General features: G+C 71.4%; 14 protein-coding genes. 10 read left to right on the top strand and 4 right to left on the bottom strand.

Annotated elements, in window-relative coordinates:
- Nucleotides 1-41 precede the first annotated feature (41 nt).
- The 8 genes from tatC (at nt 42) to FGW31_RS28300 (ending at nt 9,790) form a co-directional block, all read left to right on the top strand.
- Nucleotides 42-983, top strand: a complete 942-nt coding sequence (tatC, locus tag FGW31_RS28265; RefSeq protein WP_142196379.1) for a twin-arginine translocase subunit TatC — start codon at nt 42-44, stop codon at nt 981-983.
- Nucleotides 984-1,013: 30 nt separating this feature from the next.
- Nucleotides 1,014-1,904, top strand: a complete 891-nt coding sequence (locus FGW31_RS28270; protein WP_142196380.1) for a diacylglycerol kinase — start codon at nt 1,014-1,016, stop codon at nt 1,902-1,904.
- Between the two features lie 40 nt (nt 1,905-1,944).
- Nucleotides 1,945-4,803: a DEAD/DEAH box helicase gene (locus FGW31_RS28275; RefSeq protein ID WP_142196381.1), complete on the top strand. Its 2,859-nt coding sequence runs from the start codon at nt 1,945-1,947 to the stop codon at nt 4,801-4,803.
- A 392-nt stretch (nt 4,804-5,195) separates the two neighbouring features.
- Nucleotides 5,196-6,806 (top strand): ATP-binding protein, encoded by a 1,611-nt coding sequence (locus FGW31_RS28280; RefSeq protein WP_185907439.1) that lies wholly within the window; start codon nt 5,196-5,198, stop codon nt 6,804-6,806.
- Entirely contained in the window at nt 6,803-7,210 is a 408-nt protein-coding gene (locus tag FGW31_RS28285; RefSeq protein WP_142196383.1) for a roadblock/LC7 domain-containing protein, read from the top strand. The genes FGW31_RS28280 and FGW31_RS28285 overlap by 4 nt, the downstream gene beginning before the upstream one ends.
- Complete coding sequence (locus FGW31_RS28290; RefSeq protein WP_142196384.1) at nt 7,207-7,614, top strand: DUF742 domain-containing protein; 408 nt, start codon at nt 7,207-7,209, stop codon at nt 7,612-7,614. The genes FGW31_RS28285 and FGW31_RS28290 overlap by 4 nt, the downstream gene beginning before the upstream one ends.
- A complete protein-coding gene (locus tag FGW31_RS28295; RefSeq protein ID WP_142196385.1) occupies nt 7,595-8,215 on the top strand; it encodes a GTP-binding protein in 621 nt (206 codons plus the stop codon). The genes FGW31_RS28290 and FGW31_RS28295 overlap by 20 nt, the downstream gene beginning before the upstream one ends.
- 54 nt (nt 8,216-8,269) lie before the next feature.
- Nucleotides 8,270-9,790: a cytochrome P450 gene (locus tag FGW31_RS28300; RefSeq protein ID WP_142196386.1), complete on the top strand. Its 1,521-nt coding sequence runs from the start codon at nt 8,270-8,272 to the stop codon at nt 9,788-9,790.
- Here the strand turns inward: FGW31_RS28300 and FGW31_RS28305 are convergent.
- The 4 genes from FGW31_RS28305 to FGW31_RS28320 all read right to left on the bottom strand — a co-directional run bounded on the left by FGW31_RS28305 (nt 9,784) and on the right by FGW31_RS28320 (nt 13,132).
- A complete protein-coding gene (locus FGW31_RS28305; RefSeq protein WP_142196387.1) occupies nt 9,784-10,734 on the bottom strand; it encodes an RluA family pseudouridine synthase in 951 nt (316 codons plus the stop codon). The two genes, FGW31_RS28300 and FGW31_RS28305, sit on opposite strands and share 7 nt — an antisense overlap.
- A gap of 132 nt (nt 10,735-10,866) precedes the next feature.
- Nucleotides 10,867-11,151, bottom strand: a complete 285-nt coding sequence (locus FGW31_RS28310) for a hypothetical protein (protein WP_142196388.1) — start codon at nt 11,149-11,151, stop codon at nt 10,867-10,869.
- 103 nt (nt 11,152-11,254) lie between these two features.
- Nucleotides 11,255-12,100, bottom strand: a complete 846-nt coding sequence (locus FGW31_RS28315) for a siderophore-interacting protein (RefSeq protein ID WP_142196389.1) — start codon at nt 12,098-12,100, stop codon at nt 11,255-11,257.
- Between the two features lie 99 nt (nt 12,101-12,199).
- On the bottom strand, nt 12,200-13,132 hold the full coding sequence (locus FGW31_RS28320; RefSeq protein ID WP_142196390.1) for a 5'-3' exonuclease: 933 nt from the start codon (nt 13,130-13,132) through the stop codon (nt 12,200-12,202).
- 227 nt (nt 13,133-13,359) lie between these two features.
- Between FGW31_RS28320 and FGW31_RS28325 the strand changes: the two genes are divergently transcribed.
- Both FGW31_RS28325 and FGW31_RS28330 read left to right on the top strand, forming a co-directional pair.
- The gene (locus tag FGW31_RS28325; RefSeq protein ID WP_142196391.1) at nt 13,360-14,451 is read left to right on the top strand and encodes a quaternary amine ABC transporter ATP-binding protein; all 1,092 of its coding nucleotides are present in this window, start codon (nt 13,360-13,362) and stop codon (nt 14,449-14,451) included.
- Complete coding sequence (locus tag FGW31_RS28330; protein WP_142196392.1) at nt 14,444-17,062, top strand: ABC transporter permease/substrate binding protein; 2,619 nt, start codon at nt 14,444-14,446, stop codon at nt 17,060-17,062. Before FGW31_RS28325 ends, FGW31_RS28330 begins: the two co-directional genes overlap by 8 nt.
- Nucleotides 17,063-17,102 lie beyond the last annotated feature (40 nt).

Here is a 17,102-nt window from a genome sequence, read left to right on the forward strand (position 1 = left end):
GCCGGTGACGTCCGGCCCGCCGCACGAGATGGGAACGTGGGTTGCTCAAGTCTGCCCGCAAGAAGGAGAGGGATCCCGAGGGGCGGATGCCCCTCGCGGAGCACCTTCGTGAGCTCCGCAACCGGCTGGCGAAGGCACTGCTGGCCATCGTCGCCGTCACGGTCGTCGCGGCCTTCTTCTACAACGACATCATCAACTTCTTCACCGAGCCGGTCCTCGAGTCCGTCGGCTGCGAGAAGTCCTTCGCGGAACTCGCCCGCTCGGCCAACGACGCGGACCCCTGCGCGCAGATCACGATCAACGGTCTGCTCACGCCGTTCACACTCGCGCTGAAGGTCTCCCTGATGGCCGGTATCGTCCTGGCCTCGCCGGTCTGGCTGTACCAGCTGTGGGCCTTCGTCGCCCCCGGTCTGCACCGGCACGAGAAGAAGTACGCCTACGCGTTCGTCGCCACCGGCTTCCCGCTGTTCCTCGGCGGCGCCTACTTCGCGTACAAGGTGCTGCCGACCACGGCCGAGGTGCTGATCGAGTTCACCCCGATCGGCGTCGACAACCTGCTGCCGCTGGACGACCTGCTGGACCTCGTCACGCGCATGGTGGTGGTCTTCGGCCTCTCCTTCGAGCTGCCGCTGCTGCTGGTCATGCTCAACTTCACCGGTGCCATCACGGGCAAGCGGATGCTCGGCTGGTGGCGCGGCATGATCATGGGCATCACGCTGTTCGCGGCCATCGCCACGCCCAGCACCGACCCGCTGACGATGATGGCGCTCGCCGGACCGATCTGGATCCTGTACTTCGGGGCCGTGGCCGTCGCCCTGCTGAACGACCGCCGCAGGCGTCGTCTGGAGGCGCTGGGCCCCGCCGACGACGAGGCGTCCGAGCTGGACCTCACTCCCGAGGCCGTCGAGCCGGCGGAACCCGTGGCGGCCCTGCCCGAGCAGACGACCAAGGACCGGGTCAACGGTTATGACGACGTGACCTGAGGACCGGCTCGCAGCTCATAGGGTCACTCCGTGACCAGCGAGATCACCCTCTTCGTCAACCCCACCGCGGGCCGCGGCCGGGGCGCCCGAGCGGCGCGGCCGGCCGCTTCCGCGTTGCGGGACGCCGGCTTCTCGGTGCGGACGGTCCTCGGCGAGAACGCCGGCGACGCCCTGGCCCGCGCCCGTGCCGCCGTCGAGGACGGCACCGGCGCCCTGATCGCCGTGGGCGGCGACGGCATGGCGAACCTGGCGCTCCAGGCCGTGGTCGGCACCGGGACCCCGCTCGGGCTGGTCGCCGTCGGCACCGGCAACGACTTCGCCCGCGCGCTCGGCATGCCGCTGCGGGAGCCGGCCGCCGCCGGCCGGATGATCGCCGACGCCCTCAAGTGCGGCCGGGTGCGCGACATCGACCTCGGGCGGGCGGGCGATCGCTGGTTCGGCACCGTCCTCGCCTCGGGCTTCGACTCCCGGGTCAACGACCGCGGCAACCGGATGCGGCTGCCCGCCGGGCGCTTCAGGTACGACCTCGCCATGGTCGCCGAGCTCGCCGCGTTCCGTCCCTTCCCGTACCGGATCACCCTCGACGGCGGCGACGTCCGCGAGGTGGAGGCGACGCTGGTCGCGGTCGGCAACGGCTCGTCGTACGGCGGCGGCATGCGGATATGCCCCGGGGCCGACCTCACCGACGGGCTGTTCGACGTCACGGTGGTCGGGGACTGCGGCCGGGGCACGCTGCTGAGGGTGTTCCCGACGGTGTACCGGGGCAGCCACATCGACCATCCCAAGGTCACCGTGTTCCGCGCGGCGCGGGTGGAACTGGCCGCCGCGGGGATCACCGGGTACGCGGACGGCGAACCGCTCGGGCCGCTGCCGCTGACCGCGCGCTGCGTGCGCGGGGCCGTGCGGGTCGTGGGCCCCTGAGCTGGGCCGTTCCCGCCGCCCGCCGGACCCGATCCGGATAATGATCGTCCTGTTGTCGGTGCGGCCCGGTACGCTCGAAAGCACGATGACAGAGGACCTCTCACCGGCCGAGCGGTACGCGGCAGCACGCAGGCGCGCTGCCGAGCAGGCCACCGCGCTCGCCTCCTTCCGCGAGATGTACGACTTCGGCCTCGATCCCTTCCAGATAGAGGCCTGCCAGGCGCTCGAGGCGGGGAAGGGCGTGCTGGTCGCCGCGCCCACCGGCTCCGGCAAGACGATCGTGGGCGAGTTCGCCGTCCACCTCGCCCTGGGACAGGGCAGGAAGTGCTTCTACACGACCCCCATCAAGGCGCTGTCGAACCAGAAGTACGCCGACCTGTGCCGGCGCTACGGCACCGAGCACGTGGGCCTGCTCACCGGCGACAACAGCGTCAACTCCGACGCCCCGGTGGTCGTGATGACCACCGAGGTGCTGCGGAACATGCTGTACGCCGGGTCGCAGACCCTGCTGGGCCTCGGCTACGTGGTGATGGACGAGGTGCACTACCTCTCCGACCGCTTCCGCGGCGCCGTCTGGGAGGAAGTGATCATCCACCTCCCCGAGTCGGTGACCCTGGTGTCGCTGTCGGCGACCGTGTCGAACGCCGAGGAGTTCGGCGACTGGCTGGACACCGTCCGCGGTGACACGGAGGTGATCGTCTCCGAGCACCGGCCCGTGCCGCTGTTCCAGCACGTGCTCGCCGGACGGCGGATGTACGACCTGTTCGAGGAGGGCGAGGGCCACAAGAAGGCCGTCAACCCGGACCTCACGCGCATGGCCAGGCTGGAGGCGAGCCGCCCGTCCTGGGGCGACCGCAGGCGCGGGCGCAACAACCTGCGGGAGGCCGACCGGGAGCGGGAGCGCCGGCAGCGCTCGCGCGTGTGGACGCCGAGCCGGCCGGAGGTCATCGAGCGGCTGGACGCCGAGGGCCTGCTGCCCGCGATCACCTTCATCTTCAGCCGCGCCGCCTGCGAGGCCGCCGTCCAGCAGTGCCTGTACGCCGGGCTGCGGCTCAACGACGAGGAGGCGCGGGCGCACGTCCGCTCCCTGGTCGAGGAGCGCACCGCCTCCATCCCGGCCGAGGACCTGCACGTCCTCGGCTACTACGAGTGGCTGGAGGGCCTGGAGCGCGGCATCGCGGCCCATCACGCGGGCATGCTGCCGACGTTCAAGGAGGTCGTCGAGGAGCTGTTCGTCCGCGGGCTGGTGAAGGCCGTGTTCGCGACGGAGACCCTCGCCCTGGGCATCAACATGCCCGCCCGCTCGGTGGTCCTGGAGAAGCTCGTCAAGTGGAACGGCGAGCAGCACGCCGACATCACCCCCGGTGAGTTCACCCAGCTGACCGGCCGGGCCGGCCGGCGCGGCATCGATGTCGAGGGCCACGCGGTGGTGCTGTGGCAGCGCGGGATGAACCCCGAGCACCTCGCGGGACTGGCCGGGACGCGCACGTATCCGCTGCGCTCCAGCTTCAAGCCGTCGTACAACATGGCGGTCAACCTGGTCGAGCAGTTCGGCCGGCACCGTTCGCGCGAGCTGCTGGAGACGTCGTTCGCGCAGTTCCAGGCGGACAAGTCGGTCGTGGGCATCTCGCGGCAGGTGCAGCGCAACGAGGAGGGGCTGGAGGGCTACAAGGCCTCCATGACCTGTCACCTCGGCGACTTCGAGGAGTACGCGCGGCTGCGCCGCGAGCTGAAGGACCGGGAGACCGAGCTGGCCCGGCAGGGCGCGGCGCAGCGGCGCGCCGAGGCGGCCGTCGCGCTGGAGAAGCTCAAGCCGGGCGACGTCATCCACGTGCCCACCGGCAAGTACGCGGGGCTGGCGCTGGTGCTCGACCCGGGCCTGCCCGCGGGCCGTTCCAACGGTCACCGCGGCTTCGAGTACAACGACGGTCCGCGCCCGCTGGTGCTGACCGCCGAACGGCAGGTCAAGCGGCTGGCGTCGATCGACTTCCCGGTGCCCGTGGAGGCGCTGGACCGGATGCGCATCCCGAAGTCCTTCAACCCGCGTTCGCCGCAGTCCCGTCGGGACCTCGCCTCCGCGCTGCGCACCAAGGCCGGGCACATCGCCCCGGAGCGGCACCGCAAGAAGCGCTCCCAGGCGGCCGACGACCGGGAGATCGCGCGGCTGCGCAAGGCGCTGCGGGCGCACCCGTGCCACGGCTGCCAGGACCGTGAGGACCACGCCCGCTGGGCCGAGCGCTACCACCGACTGCTGCGCGACACCTCGCAGTTGGAGCGGCGCATCGAGGGGCGGACGAACACCATCGCCCGCACCTTCGACCGGATCGTCGCGCTGCTGACCGAGATGGACTATCTGCGCGGCGACGAGGTCACCGAGCACGGCAAGCGCCTGGCGCGGCTGTACGGCGAACTCGACCTGCTGGCCAGCGAGTGCCTGCGCGAAGGCGTCTGGGAGGGGCTGGCCCCCGCCGAACTCGCCGCCTGCGTCTCGGCGCTCGTGTTCGAGGCGAGGGTCGCCGACGACGCGATGGCGCCCAAGCTGCCCTCGGGCAAGGCGAAGGCGGCGCTCGGCGAGATGGTCCGCATCTGGGGCCGGCTGGACGCCCTGGAGGAGGACTTCCGCATCAGCCAGACGGAGGGCGTCGGCCAGCGCGAGCCCGACCTCGGCTTCGCCTGGGCCGCCTACATGTGGGCCTCCGGCAAGGGCCTGGACGAGGTGCTGCGCGAGGTGGAGATGCCGGCCGGTGACTTCGTGCGCTGGTGCAAGCAGGTCATCGACGTGCTCGGGCAGATCTCGGCCGCGGCGCCCGCCGGCGACGGAACGACGGTCGCCAGGAACGCCCGCAAGGCCGTGGACGCGCTGCTGCGCGGCGTCGTGGCCTACTCGTCGGTGGGCTGACCGCCTCGCCGACCACGCCCGCAAGCCCGGCGCGCCCCGTGCGCGCCGGGCTTCTGCGTTCCGTGCGCCCTCCACACGCGCCCGGGCCGGGCATCACCGGCGGGCCCGGTGGGCAGGATGAGGAGGCGCGGCGCCTCCCTCACCCGTGACGGTGAGTGGTTTTCGCACGCCCGCGCAAGGTGACGGACTGTGTTCGAACGGATTCGCACCGTTCAAATGACCCGAGCGTACTCCTGCCTCAGCGGTCATTTCCGGCACTTGCTGAATATGACATGCCGATGATCCCGTCGGACTAAGCTCGCCCGCAGCGCACCGAGTTGAGACGAATTCGTGTGCTTGTTCCCCTATGCGCAGGTTTCCGACCATCAGTCGATTCGCTTCAGAGGGCTCACATGGCGAGTGTCCATCTTCCTTACGCACGCGTGCTGTTGTTGCCGGCCATAGTGATGGCCGCGGCAACCGGAACCGCCGTCGCCCTGGTGGCGGAGCCCGCCCGGATCGCCGTCGGCGTGTGCGGTGCCGTCGCGACCCTGCTGGTGACCGCCGCCGCGGCCGAGGCGGTGCGCCGCGGCCGCGCCCTGCGGGACGAACGCGCCGAGCACGAGCGTCACCGTGCGTGTCTGGAGGCGCGCATCGCCGCCCACGACACGGAGACGCACTACTTCACCAGCCAGGTCGTCCCCGCGGCCCTGGACCACCTGCACAGCGGGAACGCCCCCGACGAGGTGCTCCGCGCCCTGCCCCGGCTCGACCCGGCCTGGCGCGACCTGCCGAAGTACCAGATCCAGCTGCTCAGGACGATGCTGAGGATCATCGACGACGAGGAGACCCTGCGTGATTCCTCACAGCGCTCCTTCGTCAGCATCGCCCGCCGCGTCCAGGCGATCGTCCACCAGCAGGCCAAGGAACTCCGCGAGATGGAGGAGGACCACGGCCGCAACCCCGAGGTCTTCGACGACCTGCTGCGCATCGACCACGGCACCGCGCTGATCGGCCGCCTCGCCGACTCCATCTCCGTGCTCGGCGGCGGCCGCCCCGGACGCCAGTGGCCCAAGCCCGTCGCGCTCTACAGCGTGCTGCGCGGCGCCATGTCCCGCATCCTGGAGTACCGCCGCATCGACCTGAAGTCGATCGCCAAGGTCAACATCAAGGGCATCTACGTCGAGCCGGTCATCCACGCCGCCGCCGAACTCCTCGACAACGCCACCCGCTACTCGCCGCCCACCTCCAAGGTGAGCGTCACCGCCACCGAGGTGCAGACCGGCGTCGCCATCGAGATCGAGGACGCCGGAGTCAGCCTCGACGAGCAGGCCCGCGCCCGCATCGAGGGCATCCTGGAGAAGGCCCAGATGGGCGTCGACCTCCAGGAGATCGGCGAGAGCCCGCGCCTCGGCCTCGCCGTCGTCGGCCGGCTGTGCACCGCCTTCAACATGCAGGTCTCGCTGCGCGCCTCCGCCTACGGCGGCGTCCGCGCCGTACTCGTCGTGCCCAGCGAGATGATGACCGACCAGCCCGGCGTCGGCCTCGCCCACGGCATCGGGGCGACCGCCGTGCCCCGCCCCGTCGACGCCCTGCCCGGCCCCGAGCGCGCCCCCAAGCGGCGCCGCCCCACCAGCCCCCGCATCCCCGACTCGGTCGCCGTGGAGGACGACGTCCCCGAGGTCACCGAGTGGACGGCGGGCGGCCTGCCGCAGCGCCGCAGCCGGGTGAAGACCCCGCTGGCCCAGCGGTACGCCGAGCAGGCCGCCGCCGAACGGGCCAAGCGCGAGGCCGCCGAACGCGGCGAGGAGTACCACGACATCTGGGCGGATCCCGAGCCCGAGAAGAAGAAGCAGAACGACCGCGAGCCGGGCCTGTGGGTCGACGCCTTCTGGGAGGGCCTGAAGAAGGACCTCGACCCGGGCGTCCACCCCACCGACTTCACCCGGAACCCGACTGCCTACCTGCATCTCATCAACGAACCGGCCCGCACCGAGGCCGATGACGAGGGGGACCTCAAGTGATCCAGCAACGCGCCAACTTCGACTGGATGCTCAAGGAGCTCGCCGACGGCGTACCCGGCGTCGAGATGATCGTGGTGCTCTCCGCCGACGGCCTGCGCATCGCCCGCTACGGCGGTGAGCCCGACGCCGCCGACCGGGTCGCCGCGGCCTGCGCGGGCGTACAGAGCCTCGCCGGTGCCGTCGCGCAGGAACTGCCCGGCGGCGACGGCGAGATGAAGATGGTGCTCATCGAGATCAACGAGGGCTACTTCTATCTGATGGCGGCCGGCGCCAACGCCTATCTCGCGGTGCTCTCCGACATGACCTGCGAACCCGGCCGCATGGGCGGCATGATGCGCGACCTCGTCGTCCGCATCGGCGCCCATCTGACCAGTCCGCCCCGACGGAACGGGCAGACCGTATGACTCCTCCCCAACGCCAGAGGCGCTTCCCCCAGGACGACCCTCCTCCGCGACCGGACCGGCCGGCCAAGGAGGGGGAGGGCGGCAACCCGGAACGGCTGTACGTCGTCGCCGGACCGGACGGCGAACGAGCGGACATCGACCTCGTCACACTGATCGTGGCCCGCTCCCCGGACCCCCCGCCCTCCGCCACGCCCGAGCAGGCGGCGCTGCTCCGGCTGTGCGTCGCCCCCTTGTCGGTGGCCGAAGTGTCGGCCTATCTCAGCCTGCCGTTCAGCGTGGTGACCGTGCTGATCACCGAGATGCTGGCGGCGGAACTGGTCCAGGCGCGCTCCCCGATCGTCCGGCAGACGCTCCCCGACCGTTCCCTTCTCGAAGCGGTGATGAATGGACTTCAAAGGCTCTGACACCATCCCGGGCCCACGGACCGAGGACCAGCTGCCGCACACGGCACAGGCCGCGGCGAAGATCGTGATCGTGGGCGGATTCGGGGTCGGCAAGACCACCATGGTCGGCTCGGTCAGCGAGATCAAACCGCTGACCACCGAGGAGACCATGACGCAGGCCGGCATCGGGGTCGACGACAACTTCGGTTCCGCGTCCAAGACGGCCACCACGGTCGCCATGGACTTCGGCCGCATCAAGATCACCGACCAGCTGGTGCTGTACCTCTTCGGCACCCCGGGCCAGGAGCGCTTCTGGTTCCTGTGGAACGGACTGTTCGAAGGGGCGCTCGGCGCGGTCGTCCTGGTCGACACCCGGCGCCTGGAGGTCAGCTTCGACGTGATGGGGCGGCTGGAGGAGCGGGGCGTGCCGTTCGTCGTCGCGGTCAACTCCTTCCCCGACGCGCCGCGTTACCCCGTCGCCGACCTGCGGGCCGCGCTCGACCTCGCCGAGCAGATCCCCATCATCGAGTGCGACGTGCGGCGCCGGGCCTCCAGCCGTGACGTCCTGATGACCCTGATGCGGTTCCTGCACTCGCTCGCCATGACGGGCTCGCTCACCTGAACCCCGCCGATCCGTCCCCGCCCAGCCCCCGATCTCCCTTCCGGAGCGACCACTGTGACGTCTGAACCCCACTCCCCGACCGGACCGTCCCCGACCGTCACGGACGACGCCCTGCCCGGCCCGCCGCCCGGCTGCCCCGCACACGGAACCGGCCCCGGAGGGCTGAACCGGCTGCACGAGGCGGAGGACCTGAAGGAGCTGTACGAGCGGCTGCGCGCCGAGCACGGCCCGGTGGCGCCCGCGCTGCTCCACGACGACGTGCCGGTGTGGGTGGTCCTCGGCCACACCGAGAGCCAGCAGATGGTGCGCACCCCCGGGCAGTACTGCCGGGACAGCCGCATCTGGACGCCGCTCAAGGAGGGCCTGGTCAAGCCCGACCACCCGCTGATGCCGCACATCGCGTGGCAGCCGATGTGCTCCCACGCCGAGGGCGACGAGCACAAGCGGCTGCGCGGCGCCATCGACGCCGCCGTGTCGACCGTCGACTTCCGCGGCCTGCGCCGGCACATCAACCGCAGCACCCAGCGCATCGTCAACCGGTTCTGCGAGCTGGGCGAGGCCGACCTGGTCGCCCAGTACTCCGAGCACCTGCCGATGGCCGTGATGTGCCACGTCCTCGGCATGCCCGACGAGTACGACGACCGGCTCGTCGAGGCCGCCCGCGACATGCTCAAGGGCACCGAGACCGCCATCGCCAGCAACGCCTACATCATGGAGGCCCTGGGCCGCCTCACCGCCCGCTGCCGCGCCGAGCCCGCGAACGACTTCGCCAGCCACCTCGTCAACCACCCGGCCGAGCTGACCGACGAGGAGGTCCGCGAACAGCTCCGGGTGGTGCTCATCGGCGCCTACGAGGCCACCGCGAACCTCCTCGCCAACGTGCTGCGCCAGGTGCTGATCGACCCCCGCTTCCGCGCCCAGCTCAACGGCGGACAGATGACCGTGCCCGAGGCGGTGGAGCAACTGCTCTGGGACGAGCCGCCGTTCAGCACCATCTTCGCCTACTTCGCCAAGCAGGAGACCGAGCTGGGCGGCCGGCGCATCCGCAAGGGCGACGGGCTGCTGTTCGCGCCGCTGCCCGCCAACGTGGACCCGCGCATCCGGCCCGACCCGACCGCCGACATGCAGGGCAACCGCTCGCACCTCGCCTTCGGCGGCGGCCCGCACGAGTGCCCCGGCCAGGACATCGGCCGCGCCATCGCCGAGGTCGGCGTCGACGCCCTGCTCATGCGGCTGCCCGACGTCGAACTCGACATCCCCGAGGACGAGTTGCGCTACACCGAGTCGATCGCCTCGCGGCACCTCGTGGCGCTGCCGGTCCGCTTCACGCCGCGCCCGCCGCAGGACGTGATGCAGCGGCCGAGCCACCACAACGACACACCGCCGCAGCAGGACTGGCACATCGGTGCCGGACGGCCGGAGACGGCGCCGGAACCCGCGTCCGCGCAGCCCGCGGCGCACCTCGTCCCGCCCCCGCCGCAGCCCGTCCCTGTGCCGCCGCCCTCGGCCGTGACGGATCCCGGCCCGCCGCGCAACGCCTGGCAGCGCCTGCTGCGCTGGTGGCGCGGCTACTGACCGGCGGCCCAGTCGGCGTACGAGGTCCAGGCGGCCAGCGTCCGGCCGCTGCTGAACCGGTGCGCCACGCCCGTCACCGGATCGGTGAACTCCAGGGTCCGCGCCAGCAGTTGCAGCGGACGCCGGAAGTCACCGGCCGGGACGGGGCCGGTCACCTCGGGATACAGCGGATCGCCGAGGATCGGCACATTGAGGGCGTTCATGTGGACGCGCAGTTGATGGGTCTGGCCGGTGCCGGGCACCAGCCGGTAGCGGCCGAGGCCGTCCGCCCGGTGCTCGGCCAGTTCCACCCGGGTCAGCGCGTTCGGCTCGCCCTCGACCTCGCGGGCGGTCAGCACACCGCGCTCCTTGACGATCCGGCTGCGCACGGTCCGGGGCAGCTCCAGCGCCGGGTCGTACGGGGCGACGGCCTCGTACTCCTTGCGCACCAGCCGGTCGCGGAACAGCGTCTGGTAGGCGCCCCGCTCCTCGGGCCGCACCGTGAACAGCACCAGGCCGGCGGTGAGCCGGTCGAGGCGGTGCGCGGCACCCAGCCCGGGGACGCCCAGCTCGCGGCGGAGCCGGGCGAGCGCGGTCTGGGTGACATGGCTGCCGCGCGGAGTGGTGGCCAGGAAGTGCGGCTTGTCGACGACGACGATGTGCTCGTCGCGGTGGACGACCTCCAGCGGGAACGGCACCGGCACCTCCTCGGGCAGCTCCCGGTGGAACCACAGGCACAGACCGGGCGCGTACGGGGTGTCCGGCGGTACGGGCCGCCCGTCCGCCCCGACGACCAGCCCCGCGGCGAACATCCCGTCGACGGCACCGGCCGCGGCCGACAGCCGCTGCACCAGATGGTCACGCACCGTGGCCCCGGGGCCGCCGGCGGGCAGCCGCACCCGCACCGGGTCCACTCCGTCGCGCTGCGGCAGGGGAGGCGGTGGGGTCGGGCGTCGGCGTCTCACAGCGAGCAAGGGTACGCAGCGGGCCGCCACGGCGGTGCCGGGGTGCCCGCGACCCCGGCCCGGCACACCCCGGGGCCCGTCGTCCGCTGTCGTCCGGATCATCCCGGGATTGCGGGGTCCGAACGACAGGCGCTAAGGGCTTTCGGGCGGGTCCTCGCGGTGGGCCGCCCGTTTCAGCCGGGCCTCGACCTCGTGGCGCGGTACGCCCTCGGCCCGCGCGTAGGCGTTCACCGCGTCGGCGAGGTCGCGGGCGAGGTCGCGCCAGGCGCGCCAGGCCGTCTCCCAGGTGCTGGTCTGGTGTCCGCTCCACTTGGTGCCGGTCGGCGGTCCGTAGGCGTCCCGCAGCAGCCGTACCCGGGCGTGTGCCTCGTCCGCCGCGCGCTGCTTGGCCACGAGTTCCTCGAAGGTGTGTGCCACGCGCCCGGATCCTGGGGCAGCCGCGCCCGGGCGGACGGCCGCCACGCCGTCCGGTGGCCGGCGGCGGGCCGGGGTTTCACCCGGCCGGCGCCCGCGGCGGAGGTCAGGCGGAGGCCCGCAGCCCCTCCTGCTCCGCCTCGATGCGGGCGTTCCACTCCGGCTTGGAGGCCTGCCAGCCGTCCTCGTTGTGGCCGAGCCGCCAGTACCCGGAGATCGACAGGTCCTCGCGCGGGACGCCTCGCTCCATCCGCAGCAGCCGGCGCAGTTCCTTGACGAAGTGGGCCTCGCCGTGGACGAAGGCGTGCACCCGGCCCTCGGGGAAGTCCAGCCCGCGGACCGCCTCCAGCAGGGCCTCGCCGACGCGGCGGCCGCCGCGGTGCAGCCAGCGCACCTCCACGTCGGAGTCGATCTTCTGCTCCTCCTCGGGGCCGGCGATCTCGACGAAGGCGTACGTCCGGGAGCGGTGCGGCAGGCTCTCCAGGGAGCGGGCGATCGCGGGCAGCGCGCTCTCGTCGCCGACCAGCAGATGCCAGTCGGCGGCCGGGTCGGGGGCGTAGGCGCCGCCCGGGCCGAGGAACCGCACGACGTCGCCCGGCCGGGCGTTCACCGCCCAGGGGCCGGCCAGGCCCTCGTCGCCGTGGATCACGAAGTCCACCGTCAGCTGCCGGTGTTCGGCGTCCCACTGGCGCACCGTGTAGGTCCGCGTCACCGGCCACTGCGCGCGCGGGAACTCCTCGCGGATGCGCTGCATGTCGAACGGCTCCGGGTAGGTGACCCCGGGGACCGGGAACAGCAGCTTGATGTAGTGGTCGGTGCAGGTGTCCGCGGTGAAGCCGGAGAGGCCCTCGCCGCCGAGCACCACGCGCTGCATGTGCGGGGTCAGCCGCTCGGTGCGGACGACCTCGGCGGTGTGCGGTGTGCGCGGTGAGCGTCCCGGTCGCTCTGCCATGAGGGCCTCCCAGCTATCGGACTTAGGGTTACCTAAGTTAGCACCTCGATCCCGGTCGGCACGTCATCGGTGTGCGGCGTTCGTTCAAGTGTGGGCGGTTCATGCCGACAGGGTCGTCAGCAGGCGCTGCAGCGAGCCGCCCAGACCCCAGCGGGCCGCCAGGCCCTCCACCGCGGCCGGGTCGCGCGGCGCACGCGGCAGGGCCGTGTCGACGTCCGGGAGGGGTACGTCGTCGGCCACCCGGACGACCTTGGGAGCGACCGCGAGGTACGGCCGCGCCAGATCCAGACGCCTGCGCTGCGTCGGGGTGAGCCGGGCCTGCCGGTCGTCCACGGCCGCCAGGATGCCCGCCAGGTCGCCGAACTCGGCCAGCAGCTTGGCCGCCGTCTTCTCACCGATGCCCGGCACGCCCGGCAGGCCGTCGCTCGGATCACCGCGCAGCAGCGCCAGATCCGCGTACCCCCTGCCGTCCACCCCATACTTCTCGCGCAGCGCCGCCTCGTCGGTCACCTGGAGCGTGCCGACGCCCTTCAGCGGGTACAGCACGCGCACCCCGCGGGCGTCGTCCACCAGCTGGTACAGGTCGCGGTCGCCGGTGACGATGTCGACCGGGCCCTTCGCCCGCGCGGTGAACGTGCCGATGACGTCGTCCGCCTCGTACTCCGCGACGCCCACGCGGGCGATGCCCACCGCGTCGAGGACGGCCTCGATCACCGGCACCTGCGGGGAGAGCGTGTCGGGCACCTCCTCCTCGTCCGGGCCCGAGGGGCGCTCCTCGGCGACCCGGTGCGCCTTGTAGGAGGGGATCAGCTCCACCCGCCAGTGCGGGCGCCAGTCGGCGTCCATGCAGGCCACCAGCTGGTCCGGCCGGTGGTCCCGGACCAGGCGGTCGATGAAGTCGAGCAGTCCGCGCACGGCGTTCACCGGGGTGCCGTCCGGGGCCCTGACGGACTCCGGGACGCCGAAGTAGGCGCGGAAGTACAGGGAGGCGGTGTCGAGGAGCATCAGTCGTCCGGTCACGTCCCGCATCATGCCGCACCCCACCGACAGTGCCCCGTAGCCGACGCCCGATGCGCTCCACGCAACGAGTTGCGTGACACGCCTTCACTGTGAGGCGGCGCACGAACACGTTTGCCCAGTGCAAAACCGGGGAGGCGCGGCCTCGGAGCGATGCCGGTTACAGATTCAACTGTTTTGGGCCGCGTGAGCCGTCCGCCGGGCATCGCTCCTGTCCTTTGCCGTCGAGACAAGAGGTACGCGTGTCAGCCAGGCTTGAGGCCGAGCATCTGTACAAGGTGTTCGGCAGACGACCGGACCAGGCGGTCGAACGACTGCGCCAGCAGAAGGCGGACCGGGAGGAGCTGCGCGCCGACGGCACCACCGCCGCCGTCATCGACGCCTCCTTCACCGTGGAGCCGGGCGAGATCTTCGTCGTCATGGGCCTCTCCGGCTCGGGCAAGTCCACCCTGCTGCGGATGCTCAACGGCCTGCTGGAGCCGACCTCCGGACAGGTGCGCTTCGGCGGCCAGGACCTGACCGCGCTGCCCGACCGGGAGCTGCGTCACGTCCGCTCCCAGAAGATCAGCATGGTCTTCCAGCACTTCGCGCTGTTCCCGCACCGCAGCGTCCGTGACAACGCCGCGTACGGACTGGAAGTGCAGGGCGTGCCCCGCGCCGAGCGCGAAGCCCGCGCCGACGAGGCGCTCGCCCTGTGCGGCCTGGCCGGCTGGGAGAAGTCGTGGCCGGACGAGCTGTCCGGCGGCATGCAGCAGCGCGTCGGCCTCGCCCGCGCCCTCGCCACCGACGCCGACCTGCTGCTGATGGACGAGTCCTTCAGCGCGCTCGACCCGCTGATCCGCCGCGACATGCAGGACCAGCTCCTCGAACTGCAGGAGACCCTGAAGAAGACCATCGTCTTCATCACCCACGACCTCAACGAGGCCATGCGCCTCGGCGACCGCATCGCCGTCATGCGCGACGGACGCATCGTGCAGATCGGCACCGCGCAGGACATCCTGATCCGCCCCGCCAACGACTACGTCGCCTCCTTCACCCAGGACGTCGACCGCTCCCGCGTGCTCACCGCCGGCGCGGTGATGGAGCGCGAGGTGCGCGGCGACGAGGCCGACTGCGGCTGCGAGACCGCGACGCCCGACACCCCCTTCACCGACCTGTGCGCCATCAGCGCCCGGGTGCCGCACCCGGTGGCCGTGCTCGGCGAGCAGGGCGCGGTCGTCGGGGTCGTACCCCGGCAGCGCCTCGTCGGGTTCCTGGGTGACGAGGAGTCCGACCCGGGGGTCTGCGACACCCCGCGGGACAAGGACGGCGAGAAGGTGATGGCCCGTGCCTAGGATTCCGCTCGGCGACTGGGTCAACAGCACCGTCGACTGGCTGCTCGCCAACGTCACCTGGCTGTTCGACTTCTTCAAGGCCGTCTTCACCGGCGCCTACGACGGCGTGAACGCCGTCCTCCAGGCCCCCGAACCGCTGCTGCTCGCCGGCATCTTCGCGGTGATCGCCTTCTGGCTGCGCGGCACCGTCGCCGGTGTCCTCACCTTCGCCGGATTCGCCTTCCTGGACTCCCTCGAACTGTGGGAGGACTCGATGGTGACGCTGGCGCTGGTCATCGTCGCCACGGTGATCGCGCTGGTCATCTCGGTGCCGGTGGGCATCTGGGCGGCCCGCTCGGACCGGGTCAGCGGATTCGTCCGGCCGGTCCTGGACTTCATGCAGACGCTGCCCGCGATGATCTACCTCATCCCGGCGATCCTCTTCTTCGGCACCGGACCCGCCCCGGGCATCGTCGCCACCCTGATCTTCGCGCTCGCCCCGGGCGTGCGCATGACCGAGCTGGGCATCCGCCAGGTCGACAAGGAACTGGTCGAGGCCGCCGAGGCGTTCGGCACCACGCCCCGCAACACCCTGCTGCGCGTCCAGCTGCCGCTGGCACTGCCCACGGTGATGGCGGGCGTCAACCAGGTCATCATGCTCGGCCTGTCCATGGCCGCGATCGCCGGCATGGTCGGCACCGGCGGACTCGGCGGCGCCGTCATCGAGTCCATCGGCCAGCTCAACATCGGTCTCGGCTCCGAGGCCGGCATCGCCATCGTCATCCTGGCGATCTACCTGGACCGCATGACCAGCGCCCTGGGCACCCAGGTCTCCCCGCTCGGCCGGCGCGCCGCCGCCAAGGCCCGCGCCGCGAAGGGAATGAAGATCTGGTCCTACCGGCCCCGGCCGCAGGTCGCCGTGATCGGCGTCGTCGTCCTCGCCCTGGTCGCCGGCGGCATGAGCATCTTCGGCGGCGGCTCCGCCGGCTCCGCGCCCGCCGCCGACGCCAAGAACATCGGCAACGGCAAGAAGGTCACCATCGGCTACATCCCCTGGGACGAGGGCGTCGCCTCCACCTTCCTGTGGAAGGAGATCCTCGAGCAGCGCGGCTTCGAGGTGGAGGCCGAGCAGTTCGAGGCCGGCCCGCTCTACACCGCCCTCGCGCAGGGCAACGTCGACTTCCAGACCGACGGCTGGCTGCCCACCACGCACGAGGCGTACTGGAAGAAGTACGGCAAGCAGCTCGACGACCTCGGCGCCTGGTACGACGAGACGTCCCTGGAGCTGACCGTCCCCGCCTACATGGAGGACGTCGACTCGCTCGAGGACCTGAAGGGCAAGGCCGACCTCTTCGGCGGGAAGATCACCGGCATCGAGTCCAGCGCCGGCATGATGGGCCTGCTCAAGAGCAAGGTCCTCAAGGACTACGGCCTCGACAAGGAGTACGAGGTCGTCGACAGCTCCACGCCGGCGATGCTGGCCGAGCTCAAGCGGGCCTACAGCAAGAAGGAACCGGTCGTCGTCACGCTCTGGTCGCCGCACTGGGCGTACAGCGACTACGACCTGAAGAAGCTGAAGGACCCCAAGGGCAGCTGGGGCAAGGGCGACGGCGTGCACACGCTGTCCCGCAAGGGCTTCGCCGACGACAACCCCGTCGTCGGACAGTGGCTGAAGGACTTCTCGATGACCGAGAAGGAACTCACCGGCCTGGAGGCCGAGATCAACAAGGCCGGCAAGGGCAGGCAGCAGGACGCCGTCCGCGCCTGGCTGAAGGACAACCCGGGCGTCGTCGACAAGCTGGCCCCGGTCGGCTCCGGCTCCGGTGCCACCCCCGCCGAGGCGAAGCGACCGCTGGACGTGGCCTGGTTCCCCTGGGAGGAGGACGTCGCCGTCACCTACCTGTGGAAGAACGTCCTGGAGCGGCGCGGCTACCGGATGAACCTCAAGCAGATGGACGTCGGCCCGGTCTACACCGGCCTCGCCTCCGGCGACCTCGACCTCAACTTCGACGCCTGGCTGCCGCACGCGCAGAAGAACTACTGGGAGCAGAGCAAGGACAACCTCACCGACCTCGGCACCTGGTACGAGCCCACCTCGCTGGAGATCGCCGTCCCGTCCTACGTCAAGGACGTCAAGTCCCTGGAGGACCTGAAGGGCAAGGCGGACCTCTTCGACGGGCGGATCATCGGCATCGAGCCGGGCACCGGTGAGATGAACCTGCTCAAGACCAAGGTGATGCCGGGCTACGGCCTGGAGGACGAGTACGAGGTCGTCGACGGCTCCACGCCGGCGATGCTGGCCGAGCTCAAGCGCGCCTACGCCAAGAAGGAACCCATCGCCGTCACGCTGTGGTCGCCGCACTGGGCGTACAGCGACTACGAGCTGACCAAGCTGAAGGACCCCAAGAAGGCCTTCGGCGAGGGCAATACGATCCACACCATCGCGAGCAAGAAGTTCCCCGAGCAGTACCCGCAGCTCACGGAGTGGATCAAGGGCTTCCGCATGAGCGAGGACGAGCTCGGCACCCTGGAGGCGGAGATCAAGGACCGCGGCCAGGGCAACGAGGAGGAGGCCGTCGCCGCCTGGCTCGAGGAGCACCCGGACATGGTGGAACGGATGACTCCGAGCTGACCCGCGGCACCCGCCGCCCCCCCCCCCCCCGGGGGGGGGG

Source organism: Streptomyces calvus, from assembly GCF_006782915.1.
In the GTDB taxonomy this organism is placed as follows: domain Bacteria; phylum Actinomycetota; class Actinomycetes; order Streptomycetales; family Streptomycetaceae; genus Streptomyces; species Streptomyces calvus.

What these genes read in the sequence shown, in the direction of transcription:
- FGW31_RS28275 (WP_142196381.1), top strand. Translation starts at nt 1,945, where the DNA reads ATGATCGTCCTGTTGTCGGTGCGGCCCGGTACGCTCGAAAGCACGATG.
- FGW31_RS28280 (WP_185907439.1), top strand. Translation starts at nt 5,196, where the DNA reads ATGGCGAGTGTCCATCTTCCTTACGCACGCGTGCTGTTGTTGCCGGCC.
- FGW31_RS28290 (WP_142196384.1), top strand. Translation starts at nt 7,207, where the DNA reads ATGACTCCTCCCCAACGCCAGAGGCGCTTCCCCCAGGACGACCCTCCT.
- FGW31_RS28295 (WP_142196385.1), top strand. Translation starts at nt 7,595, where the DNA reads ATGGACTTCAAAGGCTCTGACACCATCCCGGGCCCACGGACCGAGGAC.
- FGW31_RS28315 (WP_142196389.1), bottom strand. Translation starts at nt 12,100, where the DNA reads ATGGCAGAGCGACCGGGACGCTCACCGCGCACACCGCACACCGCCGAG.
- FGW31_RS28320 (WP_142196390.1), bottom strand. Translation starts at nt 13,132, where the DNA reads ATGATGCGGGACGTGACCGGACGACTGATGCTCCTCGACACCGCCTCC.